This is a genomic window from Bacteroides sp. 3_1_23, assembly GCF_000162555.1.
In the GTDB taxonomy this organism is placed as follows: domain Bacteria; phylum Bacteroidota; class Bacteroidia; order Bacteroidales; family Bacteroidaceae; genus Bacteroides; species Bacteroides ovatus.
Genome location: NZ_GG774949.1, coordinates 252,723 through 279,150, shown reverse-complemented (window position 1 = coordinate 279,150; position 26,428 = coordinate 252,723). Strand labels below are relative to the sequence as shown.

General features: G+C 44.4%; 14 protein-coding genes. All 14 read left to right on the top strand.

What is annotated here, in order from left to right:
- The first annotated feature begins 8 nt into the window (after positions 1-8).
- The 14 genes from HMPREF9010_RS22865 to HMPREF9010_RS22930 all read left to right on the top strand — a co-directional run bounded on the left by HMPREF9010_RS22865 (position 9) and on the right by HMPREF9010_RS22930 (position 25,764).
- The gene (locus HMPREF9010_RS22865) at positions 9-935 is read left to right on the top strand and encodes a FecR family protein (protein ID WP_004311190.1); all 927 of its coding nucleotides are present in this window, start codon (positions 9-11) and stop codon (positions 933-935) included.
- 147 nt (positions 936-1,082) lie between these two features.
- Positions 1,083-2,639, top strand: a complete 1,557-nt coding sequence (locus HMPREF9010_RS22870; RefSeq protein ID WP_032852406.1) for a DUF4832 domain-containing protein — start codon at positions 1,083-1,085, stop codon at positions 2,637-2,639.
- A gap of 56 nt (positions 2,640-2,695) precedes the next feature.
- On the top strand, positions 2,696-6,085 hold the full coding sequence (locus HMPREF9010_RS22875; RefSeq protein WP_004302517.1) for a SusC/RagA family TonB-linked outer membrane protein: 3,390 nt from the start codon (positions 2,696-2,698) through the stop codon (positions 6,083-6,085).
- Between the two features lie 17 nt (positions 6,086-6,102).
- Entirely contained in the window at positions 6,103-7,824 is a 1,722-nt protein-coding gene (locus HMPREF9010_RS22880; protein ID WP_004302516.1) for a RagB/SusD family nutrient uptake outer membrane protein, read from the top strand.
- 20 nt (positions 7,825-7,844) lie between these two features.
- Positions 7,845-9,488 (top strand): SusE domain-containing protein, encoded by a 1,644-nt coding sequence (locus tag HMPREF9010_RS22885; protein WP_008646518.1) that lies wholly within the window; start codon positions 7,845-7,847, stop codon positions 9,486-9,488.
- 88 nt (positions 9,489-9,576) lie between these two features.
- On the top strand, positions 9,577-11,178 hold the full coding sequence (locus HMPREF9010_RS22890) for a hypothetical protein (protein WP_004311194.1): 1,602 nt from the start codon (positions 9,577-9,579) through the stop codon (positions 11,176-11,178).
- A 20-nt stretch (positions 11,179-11,198) separates the two neighbouring features.
- On the top strand, positions 11,199-13,079 hold the full coding sequence (locus HMPREF9010_RS22895; protein WP_008646516.1) for an FAD-dependent oxidoreductase: 1,881 nt from the start codon (positions 11,199-11,201) through the stop codon (positions 13,077-13,079).
- Positions 13,072-15,138 carry an alpha-galactosidase gene (locus HMPREF9010_RS22900; RefSeq protein WP_004302512.1) on the top strand — a complete coding sequence of 689 codons (2,067 nt, stop codon included), beginning with the start codon at positions 13,072-13,074 and terminating at the stop codon, positions 15,136-15,138. The genes HMPREF9010_RS22895 and HMPREF9010_RS22900 overlap by 8 nt, the downstream gene beginning before the upstream one ends.
- Positions 15,139-15,163: 25 nt before the next feature.
- Positions 15,164-16,465, top strand: a complete 1,302-nt coding sequence (locus tag HMPREF9010_RS22905) for an acetylxylan esterase (protein ID WP_004311196.1) — start codon at positions 15,164-15,166, stop codon at positions 16,463-16,465.
- A 28-nt stretch (positions 16,466-16,493) separates the two neighbouring features.
- Positions 16,494-18,287, top strand: a complete 1,794-nt coding sequence (locus tag HMPREF9010_RS22910; protein ID WP_004311197.1) for a glycoside hydrolase family 2 protein — start codon at positions 16,494-16,496, stop codon at positions 18,285-18,287.
- Between the two features lie 8 nt (positions 18,288-18,295).
- The gene (locus HMPREF9010_RS22915; RefSeq protein ID WP_004311198.1) at positions 18,296-20,116 is read left to right on the top strand and encodes a DUF4886 domain-containing protein; all 1,821 of its coding nucleotides are present in this window, start codon (positions 18,296-18,298) and stop codon (positions 20,114-20,116) included.
- Between the two features lie 27 nt (positions 20,117-20,143).
- A complete protein-coding gene (locus HMPREF9010_RS22920; RefSeq protein ID WP_004311199.1) occupies positions 20,144-20,998 on the top strand; it encodes a DUF4886 domain-containing protein in 855 nt (284 codons plus the stop codon).
- Positions 20,999-21,065: 67 nt separating this feature from the next.
- Positions 21,066-23,273, top strand: coding sequence for a glycoside hydrolase family 3 N-terminal domain-containing protein (locus tag HMPREF9010_RS22925; protein WP_004311200.1), 2,208 nt, complete (start codon positions 21,066-21,068; stop codon positions 23,271-23,273).
- Between the two features lie 37 nt (positions 23,274-23,310).
- Entirely contained in the window at positions 23,311-25,764 is a 2,454-nt protein-coding gene (locus HMPREF9010_RS22930) for a beta-glucosidase (RefSeq protein WP_008646513.1), read from the top strand.
- Positions 25,765-26,428 lie beyond the last annotated feature (664 nt).

Here is a 26,428-nt window from a genome sequence, read left to right as displayed (position 1 = left end):
AATTGAAGATGGATAAAGATATAAATGATTATAAATATGGTGATTTGCTGGACGACATCAAGTTGAAGTCGTTCATACAACATAGCACTCCGGCTGAGATAGATATCTCCGCCATTAAGAAAAGAGCTTTTTTGAAAATGCACCAACAAGAGCGTAAATCTAGGCAGAGACGCATTATGATGTATGTTGGCTCGGTGGCTGCGACGCTGCTTCTTTTAATAGGTATTAAATATATAATCGGGGAGAATACAACGGACGGTTTGTACCGTGCGGAAGTTATGGAAATGATGGCTGATGTTTACGATGAAGAGGTCGAAGTGCCTGTTGGCGAAAAGATGACGTTGATGTTGGCAGATGGTACCAGAATCATAGCCAATTCGCGTACCGTTGTCCGCTATCCCAAACGTTTTAATGGCGAGTATCGTGAGGTATACGTGAAAGGTGAAGCCTACTTTGATGTGGCACACGATGCGGAGCATCCTTTTTTAGTTAATTCTGATAATTTTAGAGTGAAGGTGCTTGGAACTAAATTTAATGTGAACAATTACGATGCTTCGGATTCGCAGGTTGTGTTGGTACAAGGTTCGGTAGAACTCAAAACGTCCAACAATGACAGGGTTCGCATGAAACCGAATGAACTGGTAAATTTGCAGGAGGGTGGTTTTGCTGAGAAACGGTTAGTGAATACCGATGAATATACTTGCTGGATGCAAGGGATGATAAACCTTGCCGGTGAAAGTGTAGAGTCTGTAGCCCAACGGCTCAGTCATTATTACGGAGTGACTATTCTGTTTGATGATAAGATGTCGGCTAATAAACTTTATGGCAAACTAGTACTTGACGATCAGGTAAAGGATGTATTGAAAGCCATTGAAACCATGACGCAAACCCGAATGAAAATTCATGGTGATACGATCTACTTAGTGAAGGAGTAATTATATTTGTTATTGATTATTCCTGAATAAAATAATTACATAGAAACTTATTATTAACCAATTTATAATGCCTTCATAGCAAGGTAGAGGAAACTTATACGCCTTCTCGTAAGGAGAAGCTATGCTTTATTAATACCAGTGAAAAATATGAAAAGATACACTTTGTTACGCACATTTATGCTTTTTATAGCAGCTCTGATACTCTGTGGATGGTCTTCGGCACATACACAAATATCTATAACTAAAGGACTAAAAGCGCCCGAACAAACAGTATGTTTTGAGTCTGATACTACCTCTGTACTCAAAAATCCCCTTACAGGTTGGGTGATGTATTTGGGACGTGCATGGGATGAAAACTTTTGGCAAACTCACCATTATGATGCTATGCCCGTAAATGGTGGGGATTCCACTGTTCGCGTGAGCGATTACGCCGGTACATGTTACATTCGCATCAATTGGAATATGCTTGAGAGTAAAGAGGGAGATTATGTATGGAACGATCCGGACTCACGTATCTATAAATTGCTTGCTTCGGTGCGTGAACGTGGTATGCGACTGGCTTTCCGTATCAATGTAGACAGCCGCGACCAAGGACAGAACACACCTCTTTATGTAAAGGAAGCCGGTGCGAAAGGTTTTCAAGATCCTAATAATCCCCAAATATGGTCGCCTTATCCTGACGATGCCGTGTTTCAACAGAAATACGAAAAGTTTCTTCAAGCCTTTGCTGTTGCTTTTGACGATCCCGATAAAGTAGATTTTATTGATGCTTATGGGCTTGGTAAATGGGGAGAAGCACATGGCGTGAAGTATAATAACTACTCAAATAAAGTAGAAGTATTCGAATGGATTACCGATACCTATGCAAAAGCTTTCAAACGTGTACCATTGGTGATAAACTACCATCGTTTGGTGGGAGATACCATCAGCTGGGCAGAACCACACCCTGATAGTAAAAGATTGCTCGAAAGAGCCATTGCCAAAGGATACACCATTCGTCACGACGCTTTTGGCATGACTGGTTACTACGAACAGTGGGAAAAAGATTTTGCCCGTGCTTACCGCTTTCGCTTGCCCATCATTATGGAGGGAGGATGGATTACCGGAGCGCACCACCGTTACTGGATTGATCCTAGTGGCAAGTATCGCCAGGGGCATTCGGAAGATGTGCGCTGGGGCGAGTACGAAGAAAGCCGTAATGCCCATGTCAATATGATGGATCTTCGCATTGGTGATGAAGTAGCCTCGTGGTTTAATCGCTCTTTCGATTTGGTGAAGCGTTTCGAACGTGAGGGAGGATACCGGCTCTATCCCACAGAGGTCAGTTTTGTAAATAAAGCCCGTTCAGGCGAGCGTGTGAGCGTGCAACACAATTGGCGCAATCTGGGTTGGGGATACTGTCCTACCAATATTCCTCAATGGAAAGGAAAATATAAAGTCTGCATCGCTTTGATGGATGACAATCATAACATTGTGAAAAAACAGCTTGCAGATGAGGCTGATCTCTCAACTTGGGTACAAGGGCGTGATGGTCATTATACCACAACTGTCAAATTGGATGGACTTCAAAAGGGAAACTACACTTGGCTTATTGGTTTGGTTGATACAACCAAAGCATGCCAGCCGGGCTTGAAAATGGCGGTCGACAAGAATCTTCTATTTGAGGGATGGTGCAAAGTCGGTAAACTTAAAATCAACAATTAACTGGTAGATTACTCATAAATCGTTATGCAATAAATATTAATTATTAATCTTATATTATGAATCGAAAAACAATCACAACTACGGTGGTAAGCTTGGCAAAAGCTTTCTGTTTGGCTGGACTACTGTCTGTGCCCGCTTATTCTAGTGCGTCGACTGTTTCGTTCGAAAAGGTAAATGGGATGTATATCCTTAAAGCCGAAGATTCGACAGTGAAACAAGTGTTCGACTACATTGAAAAACATAGCCAATATGTTTTTGTCTATGATCAACCTGTAAAAGATCGTCTCAACAACAAAGTGAACATCGAGTTGAAAGGAAAGTCGATCGATGCTATTTTGACGGAAGTATGTCGGCTAGCCGATTTGAAATATACCATTCAGAACCGTCAAGTAACCATCACTGCTAATCCTTCTAAAAAGGCTACTACTCAAGTGAAAAAGGCGAAGCGCATCTCTGGTCAGGTAGTCGATGCAACTGATCTTCCGATGATTGGTGCTACGGTTCGTGTGAAAGGTAGTGATGCAGCTACTATCACCGACCTTGATGGTAAGTTTCAGATAGACGTTCCCGAGGGTAGCGAATTGCTCATTAGCTATGTGGGCTTTGTGGATAAAATCGTGCGGATAGATAGCAAAAATATGTATGCCATAGTAATGGAAGAAGCTAGCAGAGCGCTCAACGAAGTAGTTGTTATCGGTTACGGTGTGGTAAAGAAGAAAGACCTTACCGGTGCGGTGGCAGCCGTGAAGGGAGAAGAGCTGGTGAACAAGCGTACAGCCATGCTTTCCAATGCATTGCAAGGATCACTCTCTGGTGTGATGGTGACGCGTAATAGCTCTGCTCCCGGTGCAGGAGCCGCCTCTATTCGTGTGCGTGGTATTACCACTATGGGTGAATCGAGCCCGTTAGTGATTGTAGACGGTGTGCAGAGTTCGCTCGACTATGTGAATTCTAATGATGTAGAGAGCATATCTGTATTGAAAGATGCTGCGGCTGCCAGTATCTATGGTTCGAAAGCTGCTGCTGGTGTTATCTTAGTTACTACCAAGCGCGGTAACGATACCGGTAAAATCAATCTGAAATATAATGCTGAATTTGGTTGGGAAATTCCTACTAAACAACCTAGTATGGTGGGAGTCACTCGCTACTTGGAGATGAGCAACGAGTTGAAATACAACGATAACCCTACTGGTGGTTTTTTCCAAGAATATACGGCTGACAAAACCAAGAATTGGGTGAAGTATAATGCTACTGATCCGAACAACTACCCCATTACCGATTGGACTGATCTGATTTTGAAGTCAAGTGCTCCCCGTATGACTCATACTCTCTCTGTATCAGGCGGTAACAAAGCGGTAAAGTCGGTAGCTACCCTTTCGTATGACGAAGTAGACGGTCTTTATGACGGTCGTGGTTTCCAACGCTACATGTTCCGTTCGAACAACGACTTTAATATCAATGATAAACTTAGTGCTCAAATAGACGTAAATATCCGTCATGCTAAGAGTACTGCCACAAACTATGACCCTTTTGATACCATGCGTAAAATGCCCGCCATTTACCCCGCAACCTGGGATGATGGTCGTTTAGCTTCGGGTAAGAGTGGTGCAAATCCTTATGGATTGCTTGTAGCCGGTGGTAATTCGGTAGCTCACAGTACGCAGGTGGCAGGTAAAGGTTCGCTAACCTTCAAGCCTATCAAGGGGCTAAGCATCTCGGGTATCGTATCTCCTTTTATCAACTATCAAAAGAAGAAAGCGTTTAAAAATTCATGTGGATACACCTTGCCCGATGATCCCGAAACCTTTGGCGGTTATTTCGACTCCGGGAGCACTTGGACTACCAATTCGCTCACAGAAACTCGTAACGATGATTATAATGTCACTAGCCAGGCAATTGCCAACTATATGGGAACCTTTGGCAGTCATAATCTCACAGTAATGGCCGGTTTCGAAAACTACTATATGAAGAGCGAAAGTCTCGGTGCTGCGCGCGATAAATATGAACTGACCGGTTATCCTTACCTCAATATCGGTTCGGAAGATTTCCAAACCAATAGCGGTACAGGTTCAGAGTATACTTCAAACTCTGTTTTTGGCCGTGTTATTTATTCGTATGCCGATCGTTACCTGTTCCAGGCTAACGTGCGTCACGATGGTAGTTCACGTTTTGCCAAAGGTTATCGTTGGGGTACTTTCCCTTCATTTTCAGCTGGTTGGGTAGCGAGTGAAGAGAAGTTCATGAAGAACCTCAAATGGGATTGGCTTTCATTCTTGAAGTTGCGTGGTTCATGGGGTATGTTAGGTAACGAACGTATCGGCAGCAACTACTTCCCCTACATTGCTTTGATGAGTTTTGGTAATTCACTTTTCTATATGGCTGATGGAAGTGTAGTTTCTGATAAAACTGCTCGTCCTGCTGTGTTGGCTGTAGAAGATATTACTTGGGAAACGACTACCAGTACTGACTTAGGTCTGGATGTCAACTTTTTGAACAACCGTCTGCAGTTTCATTTCGATTACTATTGGAAAGAGACCAAGGACATGTTGCTGAATATCGAAATCCCTTATTTTATGGGATATAACAACCCTAGTACGAATGCAGGTAAGATGTCCACTCATGGTTATGATATTGAAGTGGCATGGAACGACCAGATAGGAGATTTTAAGTATGGTGTAAATGTGAATTTCTCCGACTTCCTTTCAAAGATTGATTATATGAATGATGGTGAGCAAATCAGTGGTGGTAAGATTAAACGTGCCGGCGTGCTCTTCAATGAATTCTATGGTTATGTGTGCGAGGGCATCTATCAAACTCAAGAAGAAGTGAACAACTCGGCTCGCACTAGTACTACCGTTACAGTTGGTGACTTGAAGTATCGTGACATCAGTGGTCCCGATGGTGTACCCGATGGCGTAATCAGTCCCGAATACGACCGTGTACCTTTGGGTAACTCACTGCCTCGTTTCCAGTATGGTGGTAGCCTTAACGCTTCGTACAAAGGCATTGACTTCAGTCTTGCTTTCCAAGGCATCGGCAAGCAAAATTCTTACCTCTCTACTTCTATGGTACAACCTTTGCGTGATAACTATGGTAACGTACCAGCCATTCTCGAGGGTAAATATTGGAGTCCTTTCAATACTACTGAAGAGAATTTAGCAGCCAAGTATCCCCGCCTTTCGAATGTGTCGAAGAGCAATAACTATGCTACCTCTAACTTCTGGATGTTCAACGGTTCATACTTCCGTTTGAAGAATATCACATTAGGCTATACCCTGCCTAAGAGTTGGACACAAAAAGCCGGTATAAACCGTGCCCGCTTCTATGTGAGTGGTAGTGACCTCTTCTGTTTGAGCAATTTCCCTAGTGGTTGGGATCCTGAAATGGGTACATCGGATTATCCTATTACCACCTCTTTAGTAATGGGCATACAAGTTAACTTTTAAATAAATAGGAATAGAATATGAAAACAAAGATATTATTAGCCGGAATGTGCCTGAGTCTTGCTGCTTGCGAGAGCATGGACTTGGTACCCAAATCGCAAGGTAATACCGAGTCTTGGTACACATCCGAAACAGAATTGCGTTTGGCTTCCAATGATTTCTATATTTTAGGTTATTGGCAAGAACCTCTTAGCTCATCCGAACAATGGTCGGACAACACAACCTATCGTCAGACGAACCGTAACCCGGGAAGTGGTGGAACCGTGCTTGATGGAACCCTGAACGGCCAGCAGTATGAAGTATATGCTTTGTGGCAGCAATCATTCAAACTTATTGCCCGCACCAACACAATGCTCGAAAATATTCACAAGGCAAAGGGTGCTGTGACCGAGGAAGTTTATAATCGTTATGCCGGTGAGGCTTATTTCTGTCGTGCCTGCAAATATGCTGAACTGATCTTCTTTTATGGTGATGTGCCCTATCAGGAAGAGACTATAACCATTTCCGAAGCTTTGCAACGTGGTCGCAGACCTAAAGCGGAAGTGATTCCTTTGGTGTATGCTGATTTCGATAAAGCCATTGCCGGTTTGCCTGAAAGCTATGGAAAAGACGAAAATATCCATCCTACCAAAGGAGCAGCCCTGGCTATGAAAGCGCGCTTTGCCCTCTATATGGGTGATTATGAGATAGCTGCACAAGCCGCCAAAGCTTGTATGGATCTTAAACTCTATTCTTTGGAACCTGACTATGCTAAACTTTTCAAGCAGAGCACCAAACTGAATGACGAGAAAGTGTTCGTGATACCTCGCTCCATTGAAAACGAAGTGATGCTCGATTCCTGGATTGTGAAGAACGGTCTTCCTCGTAATGCCGGAGGATATGGCTCATACAATCCCTCATGGGACCTCTTGGCCTCATATCTCTGTACTGACGGGCTACCTATTGACGAATCACCGTTGTTTGATCCTCGCAAGCCTTTCAAGAACCGTGACCCGCGTTGTACAATGACCATCGTTGAATTCAATACCGAGCACTGTGGTTTCGAATACGACCCCAGTCCTGCAGCTAAAACTGTAATGAACTATACCACAGGTAAGACACAAAGCAACCAAGATACCCGTATCGTGAATCAATATAGTTCATATACAGGATTGTTGTGGAAGAAAGGTATTGATGCTACGTGGACAGTAGACCAAAAGGTAGAACAAGACTATATCATAATGCGCTATGCTGACGTACTGTTGATTTATGCTGAAGCCATGATAGAACAGAACCTGATTGACGACAGCGTGCTGAAAGCCATTAATATGGTACGTGCTCGTGCTTATGGTGTGAATGTAACAGCTACTGATAGTTATCCTGCCGTGACCACTACCAACCAAACCGAACTGCGACGTGCCCTGCGTATAGAGCGCCGCATGGAGTTTGCTATGGAGAACCAACGCCTGCAAGACTTGATGCGTTGGAAATTGGCAGGAAAAGCATTGAATGGTTACAATTACATCATGCTTATTGACCCCACAGAATTGCTGAACAATATCGTGAACAAGAACCTCTGGTTCTGGGGAATGACTCCGCAAATCGACGAAGATGGTTTAGCAGACTTTGCAGCTCTCTTTAATGCCGGTTATTGTTCGCAGGGTGCTAAACGCATCTTCCCCGAACGCGAATATTTGTGGCCGCTGCCTACACATGATGTGGAGTTGTGTCCCAACTTGTTACCCAACAATCCGGGTTATTAATCCTATAAACTATTACGAACATGAAAACAATGCATTTATATAGAAACCTTGGAATGGTGGCTGTGGGAATGATGAGCATGCTTGCCACCTCGTGCGAAGAGGAGATAGACAATACTGCCTCACGCAACCAGTCGGAGATTGAGTTGACTCCTTCGGGCGAATATATTAAGCTCGATGAAAGTAAACCCAACGAGACAGCTTTTACGCTGAAGTGGAGCACCGCTCACAATTTTGGTGAAGATTATATCACAACTTATAAATATGAGATGCAGCTTATCGGTAGCGATGTTGCAAATATCAAGGAATTTGATGATGATGGTGAATTTCTTCGCTCGTACACCAACAAAGAGATGCAGGATATATTGGTCGATTACTTCGGTCTAACCACCAGTACCATTGGCGAAGTCCTTTTTACTGTTACAGCCAACTTTGAAGGTCCCCGTCTTATGGTGCCCGATATTGCTACTGCAACGGTGAAGTTCAAAACTTATGGCCCCAAACAGTATAAAGCTGATAACCTTTATGTGGGAGGTACTGCCGTAGGCGATGATAATATTAAGATGACGTTGAAAGACGAGACAAACAGAATTTATAGTTACGAAGGAGCTTTGGTTGCCGGTAAGATAAACTTCCCCGTTGACTATGCCGACGAATTGAATGCCATTGGCCCGGAAACCGCCGATGCCCCTATCACCACAGGTGAAATGGCAGGCGTCATATCCGATCGCGCTGAAGCCAATTCGTGGTTAATTCCATCTGCAGCTACCTATCGTATCACTGTGAATATGAGTAAACAGACGGTGAAGATAGTAGAAGCTGGTGCTGTAGTTGAAGCCGATCAGATATTCCTGGCTGGTAGTGCCGTAGGTGGGGAACAGATTGAGATGGCTCAAGTCCTCGAAAATGACCAGATTTATGCTTGGCGTGGTGCACTGAAAGCTGGTAACCTTTACATCCCGCTCACCTTCGAAGGTGAACAAGCGATGGCCATTGTACCGGAAATAGCTGATAGTCATGACATCGAAGATGGTCAATTGTCAACATTCGGACAAGTACTCATTAGCAAAGTGGATAAACAATATTGGACAATTCCGGCCGATGGAACTTACCGCATTGTATTGAATAAGGAGGAGAAATCTATTACCATCTATTCGACCGCTACCGATCTGAAACCACTCACCGTATCGTTCAACAATACCGAACTGGGGAAAAACCCATGGAGTCAGGAAGTCAATGTACTGCACATGTATGGTGGTTTCAATAGTTTTGCTTACGATTCGGGTATTGATGAAGAAACCGGAAAAAGCTTCAAGTACTGTCAAGTGAAGTATAATCTTATTCAGAGTGTTGCCAATCCGAAAGTATTCGTTTATAAAGGTGATGTATTGCCACGTAATGAATATAAGGATAATTATGGGAAGACAAATGCCGGTTGGGTGAACTTCAGCACGCTGCGATATGCTAATAACGGATGGTTCGTTGGTTCTACTGCTGATGCTGTTCGTAATAGCTACAATGGATACACCACAGTAACAGCGGGTAAGATAGAAGGAGCCGTAACAGGTCAGGGCAATAACCGCTATGCTTATTTCCTCATCCCGGAGGGCTGTAACTATGTGGTAGTGGACCTGGAGAACAACACTGTACTCTTTGATATTAAATAAATCCAAAATGAAAGAATAAGAGGTGGAGCTTTTATCACTTCACTTCTTATTCTACCTTTAAATGATAACAATAAACGAGATATATTTTATGAACAAAATAATAAAAAACAGCATCAAGACCTTGTCGATGTGTCTGCTGGCTACTACGTCTTTCATTGGCACTGCTTGTTCAGACGATGATGCCCCTATAACCGATTATAGTTGGAACATTGAAGGCAACACGACCGTCAATATCATGCCCGAACGCTACCAACTGCAGCGTAACCCTATGAGTGGATGGGTCATTTACGCGGGTATTGGAAGTGGTATGATGATGGATTTCTGGGATCTTTATGATAACTTCGAGTCGTCAGAAGGTACTGTGAAGGTATCTGACTATGGCAATACGCTCTACGTACGTGGTCTTTGGAGTAACTTTAATCCTGAAAAAGGCAAATATGTATGGGATGAAAGTGTACAGACCGAACCTGCCAAGCGTTTTCGTATGCTGGTGGAAGGAGCTAAAGAACGAAACTTGAAGCTCGCCTTTACCTTTGTGTGTGATAGTCGTGACAAACATGAAGATGCCTGTCCCGATTATGTAAAAGAGGCCGGTGCTGAAGGATTTACCACTACTACCGGTAGTGTAAACGTATGGACACCTTATCCGGACGATCCCATTTTCCAGAGGGAGTATGAAGAGTTTCTTACTGCTTTTGCAGCCAAATACAATGATCCTGATGTCACTCAATTTGTGAGTGGTTTTGGATTAGGCAAATGGGGCGAGACTCACACCCTGAAATACTCTACAGGTGATGAAGCTCCTAGACAAGCAGTATTTGAATGGATTACAGACGTAATGTCACGCCTTTTCACTAAAGTGCCTATCATGATTAATTATCATCGCTGTTTGCTTAGTGGCAAAGAGTTTAGTGATACCGATACCGATGTAGCTGCCGATATGGTGAAACGTGCCGTAGCTAAAGGCTTCTGTTTGCGTCACGATGCTTTCGGCATGAAGCAATATTATAAGGATTGGGAGCGTGGCATCAGTACTACCTATCATGGTATCGTACCTATTACTATGGAAGGTGGTTGGGTAGAATCATCACACGGTGGTTCTATTGCCGGCGATGGTTACAAGAATTTTGCCGAGGTGCGCCAGGGAGAATATGATGAAGCCAAGGGTGGTTATGTCAACATGATGGACCTCCGCTTTGATACCAATGTGAACAAAGGTGAAACTCATTCTTGGTTCAATACAGCTTTCCATTTGGTGAAGGAGTTTATTGCCGAAGGTGGTTACCGTCTCTATCCCGACCGTCTGTCTATTCCTACTATAGCTCGTAGTGGCAGTAGTGTATCACTTACTCACCGCTGGTCGAACTTGGGTTGGGGTTACTGTCCTACCAATTTGCCGCAGTATGGTGACAAGTACAAACTTGCTATCGCTCTGCTCGATAAGAATACAGAGGAGCCCGTCCGCATCTATATAGAAGACAAAGCAAACATTGCCACTTGGATGAAGGGAGCTCCCAAGACTTACACTACTAATATCAAACTCACTGATGTAGCCGCAGGGAATTACATTTGGGCAGTAGGATTGGTAGATACTACCAAAGAGAATGCCATTGGTATCTTAATTTCAGCCCGCGATGAGTATCAAACCTCCAAAGGTTGGGTGAAAGTGGGTGATATAACTATTCAATAATTAAAAAACGCTGTGCTATGATGAAAAAAATCTTACTGACATGCATAGCCGTAGCCTGTAGCCTTGTGGCTGTAGCCGGAGAACTGCTCATCGAAGCAGAAAGCTTCAGCCAGCGAGGCGGCTGGGTGCTCGACCAGCAGTTCATGGATCAAATGGGTTCACCCTATCTCATGGCACATGGCATGGGTATTCCTGTGGCCGATGCTACGGCAGAAATCAATATTCCCCAGGCGGGCACTTACTATGTATATGCCCGCACCTACAACTGGACTTCACCTTGGACCGATGCCGAAGGACCCGGAAAGTTTCGTCTGGCTTTAGGTGGTAAGTTACTGAAAACTACGTTGGGACACACCGGTAATTCCTGGCAATGGCAGTCCGCCGGTAAGGTCGTATTGAAGGCAGGTACTATTACCCTTGCTTTGAAAGACCTTACAGGTTTTAATGGTCGTTGTGATGCCATCTATCTCACGACTGATATGAATGCGCAACCCACTGCATGGGGCGAGGCAGAGACAGCTGCACTTCGTGCCCGCTTGCAACAACAACAAACGGTGCCCACCCATCAGTACGACTTTGTGGTAGTGGGAGGAGGCGTAGCCGGCATGTGTGCCGCTACGGCTGCTGCCCGGTTAGGTTGTAGGGTGGCATTAGTGAACGATCGTCCTGTACTGGGTGGTAATAACTCGTCGGAGATACGTGTACACCTGGGTGGTATTATCGAAAAGGGACCCAACGAGGGGTTAGGTCGTATGATACGCGAATTCGGTCATGAACGTTCCGGTAATGCCCAACCGGGTGACTATTATGAAGATCAGAAAAAGGAAGACTTTATAGCTGCCGAAAAGAATATCACCCTTTATGCTTCGCAACGTGCTGTGGCCGTAAAGATGCAGGGTGATCGCATAGCATCAGTCACTATTCAACACATTGAGACAGGTGAACAAACGGAACTTACCGCTCCTCTTTTTAGTGACTGCACTGGCGATGCTACCATAGGCTACTTAGCCGGTGCCGATTGGACTATGGGACGTGAAGGCCGCGATGAATATGGCGAAAGTCTCGCTCCCGAGCAGCCCGACTCGCTAGTGATGGGCGCATCGGTACAATGGTATAGCAAGGACATGAAGAAGAAGACCTCTTTCCCCCGCTTCGAATATGGTATGCGCTTTGGCGCTGATAATTGCGAGCCTGTAACTATGGGCGAATGGAAATGGGAAACAGGAATGAACCGTAATCAAATCACCGAGGCTGAACGCATACGCGACTATGGACTTTTGGTGGTATATTCCAATTGGAGCTATCTGAAGAATCACTATGCGGATCGTAAAAAGTATGCCAACCGTTCACTCGATTGGGTGGCGTATGTTTCCGGTAAACGTGAATCTCGCCGCCTTCTGGGCGACTATGTGTTAGCACAAGACGATATAGACAAAAATGTGGCGCACGAGGATGCTTCGTTTACTACCACTTGGAGTATCGACCTCCACTTCCCCGATAGCGTGAACAGTGTGCGTTTTCCTGATAATGAATTCAAGTCGGCAACGGTGCATCGTTGGATTCATCCTTATGCTGTCCCTTATCGTTGTCTTTATTCGCGCAATGTGGATAACCTCTTTATGGCAGGTCGTAATATGAGTTGCACACACGTAGCCTTGGGTACGGTGCGTGTGATGCGTACTACTGGTATGATGGGCGAAGTAGTAGGTATGGCAGCCGGACTCTGTCATAAGCATGGCGTAGAACCGCGTGATATCTATCATCATCATCTGCCCGAATTAAAGCAGCTTATGCAGGCAGGCTTGGGCAAACACAATGTACCCGATAACCAACGTTTCAACGAACCCAACAAATTGTTGGAGGCTCCGGCTTACATCAAACCGCAGACAAACTATGAGTAAAAAAAGTATTATCACGATATTTCTCTCAACCATATTGGGATTGCCGCTTTGGGGGGGACAACACTATTATGCTTTCCTGAAAGGTGATACACTACGTATGGGCAATAACTACATGGAGCGTACCATGCTGTGGAATAATGGTACACCTGTCACCATTAGCCTCACCGATAAGCTATGTGGAAAAATAATCCCGGCTCAAGGCAAAGAGCCCGACTTCTCGATTGTGAAAGGCATCTCTACAGCTGCTACTTTCACTGTGAATGAGATTCCAACGAATGGTATACATGCCAGCTATCTGCAAGCCACTGTGGCTTGCACCATCGGTTCTCTAAGTATAGAACGTCGCTATCGCATTTATGCAGACTGTCCCGCCATTGCCTGCGATACCTATCTGAAAGGACAAGTAGAACTTTACCAGAATAAAGATGACAATCGTTCTAATGCCGATCGTAAAAATATAGAGCACACAGCCGATATGACTACGGGGGTGAAAACTCCGACGATTGACAGATTGCAACTCTCCGGTAATCATTGGCGTGCCCGTACGGTAGAGTTCTTCGACTATACTGATTGGAACGACAATCTGGTGACAGAACGTACCTGGCTTCCTTACCGTCGCAATACCTATCGTGGTAATCTGCTTTTTGCTCACGATGTGGCTACCCGGCAAGGTTTCTTTTTCTTGAAAGAGGCTCCTTGCAGCAGTACCCAATTACATTATAATGGTTCCGACTTCGTGGCCGACTTTAGCGATTTTATGGTAGTGGGTCTGGGCATTGCATCTGATGATGTGAAACCGGATAGCTGGACTCGTGTTTATGGATGCGTTACCGGTGTCTATACCGGAGATGAACAAGAAGCACTAACAGCATTGCGCCTTTATCAAAAACAACTGCGCCACCACACTGCCGCACAGGATGAGATGATTATGCTCAATACCTGGGGTGACCGTAGTCAGGATGCCAAAATAGATGAGGCTTTCTGTCTGGCTGAGCTGGATCGTGCCGCACGTCTGGGTGTCACCCTCTTTCAACTGGACGATGGTTGGCAGAGCGGAAAAAGTCCCAACTCAAAGACAGCCGGAGGCAGCTTTAAAGATATTTGGAAAAATGCCGATTACTGGACGCCCAACCCCACGAAATTCCCTCATGGACTGAAACGCATTGTAGAGAAAGGAAAGAAATTGGGTATTCGTATCGGATTATGGTTCAATCCTAGTATACAGAATGATTTTGCCGATTGGCAAAAAGACGCGCAAGTCATTATCGGGCTTTACAAGGAGTATGGCATCTGCTGTTTCAAGATAGATGGCTTACAAATACCTACTAAAACAGCCGAACAGAATTTGCGCCGGTTGTTTGATGCCGTGTTAGCACAAACCAACCATGAGGTGATTTTCAACCTCGATGCCACTGCCGGTCGTCGCGGTGGATATCATTATATGAATGAGTATGGCAATATCTTCCTGGAAAACCGTTATACCGATTGGGGCAACTATTATCCCTATCGCACCTTGCGTAATCTTTGGATGCTGTCTCGCTATGTACCGGCCGAGAAGATGCAGATAGAATTCCTTAATAAATGGCGTAATGCCGATAAGTACAGCACTACCGATCCATTTGCTCCCGCTCGTTATAGTTTCGACTACCTCTTTGCCATCACCCTGGCGGCACAGCCATTGGCTTGGATGGAGGCTTCGAACCTGCCCGAAGAGGCTTATGCTACGGCAACTCTGCTCAAGGAATATCAACCCTTGCAACTTCAATTTCATCAAGGCATCATATTACCCATTGGTGAAGAACCTTCGGGACGCTCGTGGACAGGATTTCAATCAATAGTCTCTGACACGCAAGGTTATCTCATTATTTACCGCGAAGACAATGATATAGCCAAAAGAACCATTGATACTTGGCTTCCGGAGGGCAAGAAGGTAACTTTTACTCCTTTGATGGGAAATGGCAAAAAGTTTGTTGCTGAAGTCGGTGTACAGGGTAAAGTAAGTTTCGAGTTGAATGATAAGAATTCTTTCACTCTTTATCAATACCAGGTAAAACCATGAAAAGACTATAAACAATAATGGAATTATGATAAAAAGTTTGCGTTCTGTTTTTCTTGCTTTGTTTGTTGCCGTGCAATTCGTTGTGTACGGGCAACCGGCGGAAAGGCTGATTCAAGTGCTGGTCACTCCCGACCACACCAATTGGTTGTATCAACCGGGAGAAAAAGTGAAATTCAAAGTAGCTGTACTGAAATGCAATATTCCACAGGATCATCTGGAAGTGCGTTATGAGATTTCGGAAGATATGATGAAACCTCATCAGACAGGTAAACAACCTTTGAAGAATGAAAAGCTCGAAATTAATGCAGGTACAATGAAAAAAGAGGGTTTCCTGCGTTGCCGTGCTTTTGTCAGTTATCAAGGGCGTGAATATGAAGGTGTAGCTACCGTCGGCTTTGATCCGGAGAAGCTACAACCGACTACTCCGTTGCCCGCCGATTTTCTTGAATTCTGGAAGAGCACCAAAGAAGCCGCTGAAAAGTGGGCGCTGGAACCTATAATGACTTTATTGCCGGAAAAGTGTACGGACAAAGTGAATGTATATCATGTTTCTTTTGCGAATAATGACTATGCATCCCGCATGTATGGCATCCTTTGTGTGCCGAAAGCTCCCGGAAAATATCCGGCCATCTTGAAAGTACCGGGTGCGGGTATCCGCGCATATAACGGGGAGCCCGAACGTGCCGGAAATGGTTTTATCATTTTGGAGATCGGTATTCACGGCATTCCGGTCAACCTGACGGGGGATGTATATCACCGACTTTATAACGGGGCCTTGAAGAATTACCATTCATTCAATACGGACGATCGGGATAAGTATTATTATAAACGGGTTTATACAGGCTGTGTAAGAGCCATTGATTTCATTTACACACTTCCCGAATTTAATGGTAATCTGGCAACTTTCGGTGGAAGTCAGGGCGGAGCACTTTCCATAGTGATTGCCGGACTGGATAACCGTGTCAAAGGATTAGTTTCTTTCTATCCGGCTTTGTGTGATATTGCAGGCTATGCTCATGGTCGCGCAGGAGGTTGGCCGCACATGTTTAAGGATGAAAGGAACCGGACACCGGAGAAGATTAAAACCATTCAGTACTTTGATGTAGTCAACTTTGCCCGGCAGGTTAAAGTACCGGGATTCTATACTTTCGGTTATAATGATATGGTCTGTCCGCCTACCACCACTTATTCGGCTTACAACATGATTAATGCTCCGAAAGAGTTGTTCGTGGCCGAAACGACTGCCCATTATGCCTATGCAGAGCAGTGGAGTGCTGCCTGGAACTGGGTGATGAATTTCCTGAAGAATGAATCGAGAAACGAATAATGTATAAATACCACAAACTAATAGATAAATGAAAATAGGTAAGAAATTAAATCTATGTCTGTTGTTGCTGATCGCTTTTGCAGGAAGCGTTGCGGCACAAGAACTGATAACGAATGTCTACGGTCGTGACATTCATTCACTGAATGGTAAATGGAATGCCATTATCGACCTGTACGATCAGGGACAACGAATGAAAATCTATGAAAATCAGCAACCGAAAGGAAATACTGATTTCTACGAATATGCATTCGAAGGCGGCTTGCGTCTTAATGTCCCGAGAGACTGGAACTCGCAGTCGCCCGAACTGAAATATTATGAGGGTACTGTATGGTATGCGCGTCATTTTGATGCCAAACGTCTGGCAGACAAGCGTCAGTTTCTTTATTTTGGTGCTGTCAGCTATCGTTGCAAAGTCTACCTGAACGGAAAAGAAATAGCAGAACATGAAGGTGGCTTCACCCCTTTCCAAGTAGAAGTGACGGACCTGTTGAAAGATGGCGATAACTTCCTGGCAATAGAAGTGAACAATCGTCGTACCAAGGACGCCATTCCTGCTATGGCGTTCGATTGGTGGAATTATGGCGGCATCACAAGAGATGTGTTGCTGGTGAAAACTCCCCGCACATTTATAGAAGATTACTTCATCCAACTGGATAAAAATGCTCCCGACCGGATCATTGCCCGTGTACGTCTTTCTGATAAAAAGGCAGGTGAAAAGGTGACAGTCGCCATCCCCGAACTTAAAATCAATGCGGAACTTACCACTGATGCGGAAGGAAAAGCGGAAACCGTATTGAATGCAAAGAAACTGCAACGCTGGTCGCCCGAAGAACCGAAACTCTATGGTGTGGCCATTTCTTCAAGTACCGACCGCGTGGAGGAACAAATAGGCTTCCGTAACATCACAGTGAAAGGAACGGATATTTACCTGAACGGGAAACCGACATTTATGTGTTGCATCTCTTTCCATGAGGAGATTCCGCAGCGCATGGGACGTGCTTTCTCGGAAGCCGATGCAGCTATGTTGCTGAATGAAGCTAAGGCGCTTGGTGTGAACATGATTCGTCTGGCACATTATCCGCAGAATGAATACACGGTACGCTTGGCAGAAAAGATGGGTTTCCTTCTCTGGCAGGAAATTCCTATTTGGCAAGGCATTGACTTTACAGACAAAGATACCCGTAAGAAAGCACAGAAGATGCTTTCTGAAATGATAAAGCGCGATCAGAATCGTTGTGCAGTAGGTTACTGGGGTGTTGCCAATGAAACACAGCCTTCCAAAGAACGGAATGATTTTTTGACTTCCCTGCTTGAAACAGGCAAACAACTGGATACTACCCGTCTGTATGTCGCCGCTTTTGACCTTGTGCGCTTTAACAGTGAGAAACAGCGTTTTGTAATGGAAGATTCCTTTACTTCCCAATTGGATGTCGTAGCAATCAATAAATATATGGGCTGGTATCATCCATGGCCTGTTGAACCGAAAGATGCAATCTGGGAAGTAGTGACGGACAAACCGTTGATTATTTCTGAATTTGGTGGTGAAGCACTGTACGGTCAGTCCGGCGATGAGAATGTAGTCAGCTCCTGGAGTGAAGAGTATCAGGCACGTCTGTATAGAGACAATATCCGTATGTTCGACAATATCCCTAACCTGCGTGGAGTATCTCCCTGGATTCTGTTCGACTTCCGTTCTCCGTTCCGTTTCCACCCCACTAATCAGGATGGCTGGAACCGCAAAGGGTTAATATCCGATCAGGGAATGCGCAAGAAGGCATGGTATCTGATGAGAGATTATTACATGAAAAAAAGAAATAACTAAAAGTACTTATGATAAAGCATTTCAGAATAAAGAATAATTTTCTGTTGAGCGGATTATTCTTTTTAGTAACGTTATTTTCTGTTGGCAGTTCGTTGGTTTCCTGCTCGGACTCGGAGAAGATTGTAACCCAGACAGAAGAAAAAATAGTATATGTAGATGGAAACTGGATGGTGGTTGCTTCTAAGGAAGTCACTGTCATGACTGGTGAATCTGTCACTCTGAACGTATCGGTTGGTGGTGAAGAAGAGCTGAAACCGGAATATACCTGTACTTCCAAAGATGCAAACATCGCTACAGTAGCTGTCAGCGAAGATAATAATAGCATTATTATTACGGGTGTTGCGGATGGTAGCACAGCGATTTCTATCGAATGTCCTACAAATACAAAACCGCTAGTTGCTACAATTCCGGTGACCGTAAAGCAAAATGCTATACGAATACTGGCAATTGGCAATAGTTTCTCGCAGGATGCCGTTGAGCAATATCTGTATGAACTGGCAGAAGCGGCAGGCTATGAGTTAATTATCGGAAATATGTATATTGGCGGCTGTGACCTGGATAAGCATTGGGCTAACTTCCAGTCGGATGCCGCTGCTTATGAATATCGTAAAATAGTAAAAGGCGAGAAAGTAGGTAAAACCGGTTATAAACTATCACAGGGATTGGCGGATGAAAACTGGGATTATATCAGTCTGCAACAGGCGAGCGGTAAATCCGGTAAATACGAAACATATACGGTATTGGCTGATTTGATTGCAGGAATAAAGGAACGTTGTCCGAAAGCTAAACTGCTGTGGCATCAGACTTGGGCATACGCTTCCAGTTCCACTCATGAAAGTTTCCCGGATTATGATAGCAACCAGATGACGATGTATTCTTCTATCGTAACGGCTGCACGACAGGCTATGACGAATCATACGGATTTGAGCCTGTTGATTCCTTCGGGGACAGCCATACAGAACGGCCGCACCTCATTCCTGGGTGATGCATTCAACCGTGACGGTTATCATCTGGAGGTTACTTACGGGCGATATACTGCTGCCTGCACCTGGTTTGAGATGATTACGGGACAAAACGTTGTTGGCAACCCGTATGCTCCCGAAACGATTGACCCGCAGGTAGTGAAGATTGCACAAAATGCTGCCCATTACGCTGTGCAGAAACCTGATGAAGTGACCGATTTGGTTGACTTCAAGCAACCGGAGATATCTGACACCGACTTGAAAGCCCCCATCTATATTGATTTCGGTCCGACTTCACTTTCTGCCACTCCGTGGAATAATATAACTTCTCATCAGGAAAGTTCAACCACCAGCTGGATAAAAGATGTGGAAAACAATTATACGAATATTGGTGTCAGAGTGCTTGACGGATTTACTGCGACTCATGCTGGAGTCGGTTCCGAACCGGCTAGCCCAGTGACGGTGGATGGCGTGGAATTTCCTCTGACTGCATGGAAAGACGGTTTGTTAGTGAAAGGAGAGAAAAACCAGGGTGATGTAGGTCCAGGAAGAATAGAAATCTCTCAACTGGATGTAGCCCGGAAATATAATTTCACTATTTTAGCCATCCGTTTCAATGGAAGCAAAGACGCCCGTATCTCTTCTTATAAATTGGTAGGTAAAACGGAGAGTGCGGTTAAAGAAGTGAAGACAGGTATCAAGGATGCTGCCTCGTTTGCTGCCGCAAACTTCGAGGAGTACATTGCCAAGTTTGAGAATGTAGAACCGGATTCGGAGGGAAAGGTCATTGTCGAGGTGAAAGGGCTTGATACCGGTAGTGCCGCGGAAGGACATATCAATGCACTATGCATTAGCCTGGCGAAATAAGGTTTGTTTTTTATCATATTGATTACAATGAAGCAATATAGAAATATAGTGATTTGTATGTGCATACTGCTCCTTCTTGCCGGAGGAGCATATGCCCAGCAAAAAACGGTCAGAATACTTGCCATTGGCAACAGCTTTTCCCAAGATGCCGTTGAGCAATATCTGCATGAACTTGCGGAAGCCGAAGGCATTTCAACCATAATCGGCAATATGTTTATTGGTGGCTGTTCTCTGGAACGCCATGTGAAGAATGCACGTGAAAATGCTCCTGCCTATGCCTACCGGAAAATCGGTACGGATGGAAAGAAACGGGAAAAAGGCAAGATGTCTTTGGAAATGGTGTTGGCGGATGAAGACTGGGATTATGTCAGCCTGCAACAGGCAAGTACTTTTTCCGGAATGTATGAGACGTATGAAGCCTCTCTTCCCGAGCTCATAGAGTATGTAAAAGCCCGTCTTCCCAAGAAAACAAAGTTGATGCTGCACCAGACTTGGGCCTATGCATCCACTTCCAATCACGGTGGATTTAAAAACTACAACCGCGATCAGCTGACGATGTATCACGCAATTGTAGATGCAGTGAAAAAAGCAGGTAAGGCATATAAGATTAAGATGATTATCCCTACGGGCACTGCCATACAGAATGCCCGTACCTCTTTCATTGGCGATCATATGAACCGGGACGGACATCATCTGGATGTGAAAGTCGGACGTTATACTGCTGCCTGCACTTGGTTCGAACGTATCTTCAAACGCAATGTAATCGGAAATCCTTATGCCCCGGAGAGCCTGGATGAGGCTCGAAAAGCTGTTGCCCAGAAAGCTGCTCATGCAGCAGTGAAGCATCCGTATAAGGTGACTGATTTATCTGAAAGACGATAAAAAGAAGCCATGTTGTGGCTGTCTGATAAAGCTATATTTATATACTAATTAACCGACGAAAACACCGATGAGAAAGAAAGTATTGGTTTACGGATTATGTTTGCTAGGTTCTATATGCACCCTTTCGGCAAAAGATAAAAAAGATGTTGCACTATATAAAGATCCGAAGGCTCCGATAGAGAAACGCGTAAATGATCTCCTATCCCGCATGACTTTGGAAGAGAAAGTGATGCAGCTTAATCAATATACCCTGGGACGGAATAACAATGTGAATAATGTAGGTGAAGAAGTGAAGAAAGTGCCCGCAGAAATCGGTTCTCTGATTTACTTCGAAACAAATCCCGCACTGCGTAATAGTATGCAGAAAAAAGCAATGGAAGAGTCTCGTCTGGGTATTCCTATTATTTTCGGCTACGATGCAATTCATGGTTTCCGTACCGTGTATCCTATTTCGTTGGCACAGGCTTGTTCCTGGAATCCGGATTTGGTAGAGCAGGCGTGTGCTGTATCTGCACAGGAAGCGCGTATGTCGGGAGTGGACTGGACTTTCTCACCGATGATTGATGTGGCTCGTGATCCCCGCTGGGGACGTGTGGCAGAGGGTTATGGTGAAGATCCTTATACAAACGGGGTATTCGGTGCAGCTTCCGTCAAAGGTTATCAAGGAGATGACTTGTCAGCAGAAAACCGTATGGCAGCTTGTCTGAAACATTATGTAGGTTACGGGGCATCCGAAGCCGGGCGTGACTATGTCTATACCGAGATATCCAAACAAACTCTTTGGGATACTTATCTGCTCCCTTACGAGATGGGTGTGAAAGCAGGTGCGGCAACACTGATGAGTTCCTTTAATGATATCAGCGGTGTGCCGGGTTCGGCCAATCCTTACATAATGACCGAGATATTAAAGAAACGTTGGGGGCATGATGGATTTATTGTTTCCGATTGGGGAGCCATCGAACAGTTGAAAAATCAGGGATTGGCAGCGACCAAAAAAGAAGCAGCCTGGCATGCGTTTACTGCCGGTCTTGAAATGGATATGATGTCTCATGCTTACGACCGCCATTTGCAGGAGTTGGTAGAAGAGGGCAGAGTATCGGTAGCTCAAGTAGATGAAGCTGTACGTCGTGTTCTACTTTTGAAATTCCGTCTCGGCCTGTTCGAACGTCCTTATACTCCCGCAACAAGTGAGAAAGAACGTTTCTTCCGTCCGCAAAGTATGGATATTGCAGCCCGGCTTGCGGCGGAATCCATGGTCTTGCTGAAAAATGAAAACAAAACATTACCGCTGACTGATAAAAAGAAGATTGCCGTGATAGGACCAATGGCAAAAAATGGTTGGGACTTGTTGGGTTCCTGGTGTGGTCATGGAAAAGATACGGATGTTGCCATGCTCTATAATGGACTGGCTACTGAATTTGCAGGAAAAGCTGAATTGCGTTATGCAGCAGGCTGTGCTACGAAAGGAGATAACAAAGAAGGATTTGCAGAAGCATTGGAAGCTGCACGCTGGTCTGATGTAGTTGTTCTTTGTTTGGGTGAGATGATGACCTGGAGTGGGGAGAATGCTTCCCGTTCTTCTATCGCATTACCGCAGATTCAGGAAGAACTGGCCGCAGAACTGAAGAAAGCCGGAAAGCCTATCGTACTGGTATTGGTGAATGGACGTCCGTTGGAATTGAATCGTCTGGAACTAATTTCCGATGCTATACTGGAAATCTGGCAACCGGGTGTGAATGGCGCGTTGCCGATGGCCGGTATATTATCAGGACGTATCAACCCATCCGGTAAACTTGCCATGACATTCCCTTATTCAACGGGACAAATTCCTATTTATTACAATCGCCGCAAGAGCGGACGTGGACATCAAGGATTCTATAAAGATATAACAAGCGATCCGTTATATCCGTTCGGGCATGGATTAAGTTATACCGAATTTAAGTATGGCACCGTTACCCCTTCTGTTACTAAAGTGAAGCGCGGCGATCGATTGTCTGTAGAAGTGACTGTCACTAATGTCGGTGCTCGCGATGGAGCAGAGACTGTTCATTGGTTTATATCCGATCCGTATTGCTCGATTACCCGCCCGGTGAAAGAACTGAAACACTTTGAAAAACAGTTGATTAGAGCCGGAGAAACGAAGACTTTCCGTTTTGACATAGACCTGGAACGTGATTTCGGTTTTGTCAATGAGGATGGTAAACGGTTCCTTGAAGCCGGAGAATATCATATTTTGGTACAGGGACAGACCGTTAAAATAGAACTGATAGACTAGTTGGTTTTTAACAATGCTATATTAATACAAAATCACCATGAAAAAGAAAATAGGAGGCATAGGTTTATGTATGCTTGCATGGAGCATATTAACCTGTGCGCAGACAATCACTCCCCAAGCCGAACAACGTGCCAGGGAAATTGTATCTAAAATGACTTTGCAAGAGAAAATAGAGTATATCTCCGGATATACCAGCTTCTCGCTTCGTGCAATCCCCCGTCTGGGGATTCCTGAAATAAAACTGGCGGACGGACCGCAGGGAATTCGTAATCATGCCCCCAAGAGCACTCTCTATCCTTCCGGAATACTTTCCGCTTCTACCTGGAACCGGAGTCTGCTTTATCAACTGGGGCAAGGATTGGGACAGGATGCCAAAGCCAGAGGAGTGAATATACTGCTCGGACCGGGAGTAAATATCTACCGTGCTCCTATGTGTGGACGTAACTTTGAATACTTTGGCGAAGACCCTTATTTAACGGGTGAAACGGCTAAACAATATATCCTAGGCGTGCAATCGGAAGGAGTTATTGCCACCATCAAGCACTTTGCAGCTAATAATCAGGAATGGAGCCGTCATCATGCCAGTTCGGACATAGACGAACGTACTTTGCACGAGATTTATTTTCCGGCCTTTCGGAAAGCTGTACAGGAAGCGAATGTAAGTGCTGTAATGAACAGCTATAATCTTCTGAACGGTGTCCATGCTACCGAACATAAATGGTTGAATATTGATATCTTGCGTAATCTCTGGGGATTTAAAGGTATCTTAATGTCGGACTGGACTTCCGTATATTCTGCCGTAGGAGCCGCTAATGCCGGACTTGATCTTGAAATGCCGAAAGGACGTTTTATGAATGTCGACAATCTTATACCTGCTATCAAAAACGGTACGGTGACAGAAGAAACCATCAATCTGAAAGTGCAGCATATCTTGCAGACCTTGATTGCTTACGGCATGCTGGATAAGGAACAGAAAGACAGTAACATCGCGCAGGATAATCCTTTTTCCCGCCAGGCTGCTTTAGAACTGGCACGCGAAGGTGTAGTCTTACTGAAGAATGAAGGAAATCTACTCCCCTTGAAAGGAAAGACTGCTGTGATGGGGCCCAATGCCGACCGCATTCCTACGGGTGGTGGAAGTGGTTTTGTAACTCCATTTTCTACGGTATCTGTTAGTGAGGGACTGGAAAAACTGAAAAAAAAGAACCTCGTTCTGTTGACGGACGATGTGATTTATGAGGATATTCTTCATGAATTTTACGCGGATGCCGCTCGGCAGACGAAAGGATTTAAAGCCGAATATTTTAAGAATAAAACGCTTTCGGGACAACCGGAGGTCATTCGTACAGAAGCATCAGTTGATTATGACTGGCAATATGGAGCACCACTGGAAGGTTTTCCGGAAGATGGATTTTCTGTCCGTTGGACAGCCAGTTATATGTCTCAAAAGGATGGATTATTAAAACTATCCATTGGTGGCGATGATGGTTATCGCCTGTTTGTGAATGATAAGCATATTACAGGCGACTGGGGTAATCATTCATATTCAAGCCGTGAAGTGGAACTGCCGGTTGAGGCAGGTAAAGAATACAGCTTCCGAATCGAGTTTTTTGATAATATCTCTTCAGCAATTATCCGTTTTAAAGCATCCAGGCTGAATGAAGAGAAACTTCGTCAAGGATTGGCAAAGGTGGATAATGTTGTATTCTGTACTGGTTTCAATAGCAATACAGAAGGAGAGGGGTTCGATCGCCCGTTTGCTCTGTTACATTATCAGGAATTATTCATTCAGAAAGTAGCTTCTCTGCATCCGAATCTGGTAGTAGTGTTAAATGCTGGCGGTGGAGTTGACTTTACCTCTTGGCATGAGGCTGCAAAAGCGATTTTGATGGCATGGTATCCCGGACAGGAGGGTGGACAGGCAATAGCCGAAATATTGACTGGAAAGATTTCTCCGAGTGGTAAGTTGCCGATTTCTATCGAAAAGAAATGGGAAGATAATCCGGTGCATGACAGCTATTATGAGAATCTGAAAGCGGAAATTAAACGTGTCGATTATTCAGAGGGTGTTTTTGTTGGCTATCGGGGATATGACCGTTCGGGTAAAGAACCTTTTTATCCATTTGGCTATGGGTTGTCTTATTCTACTTTCGCTTATAGTAATTTAGCTGTGGAGAAAACCGGTGAACATCAGGTGACGGTTAGCTTTGATATAAAGAATACAGGAAAAATGGATGCTTCGGAAATAGCCCAGGTATATGTGCATGATGTAGAATCTTCCGTTCCCCGTCCTTTGAAAGAACTGAAAGGCTATGATAAGGTGTTCTTGAAGAAAGGAGAGACACAACGCCTTTCTATTGTATTGAATGAAGACGCATTTTCTTATTACGATATGAATCAACACCGCTTTGTAGTAGAAAAGGGGGTATTTGAGATTCTTGTCGGTCCGGCTTCCAATCAATTACCTTTAAAGGCTGCGATTGAATTATAATTACTGAATAGTGAACTGACAAATAAATAATTAAAACTTAATCGACTCTATAAAGTTTGAAAATGCAAAAACATCTTGCACCTTACACTAATCGGATTCAATTAGCTGATATACAATTGTTTTATGCAGTGCAAGATACGGTTGCAGATGTGTGTAAGATACCTTTATCTCACACGCTGTCTCGTGTGTAAGAATCTTGGCATATTTATAGAAGACTATGTAGTAATTTGTAGAATCCATGCATCAAATGTCTTGTTCATGCCGGTAAACAATCTGTTTCAAGGCGCAAAACAATCTGTTTCAACGTGTGAAACAATCTGTTTCGAGGCACGAAACAAAGTGTTTCAAGGCGGGAAACTATTTGTTTCATACGCTTGAAACAAACTGTTTGCAGGTTTAAAACAAAATAAAACTGCCGTCAACCGGAAATTAGCACCTAAGTAATCAGACACTAATACTCTATCTCTAGGATATTAATACCTGAATTGTAGAGTATATATACGCAACGTGTTGGACATATATATCCAACACGTTGCGCATATATGCCCTGTATATTGGATATATATGTCCTTAATCTATATGAAAGACTCTACATGGTGAAGGAGGTGAAGGATACTTTCTTCTGTATTTTGTGCTTTATGTCACTGTAAACCGTTGACTCATA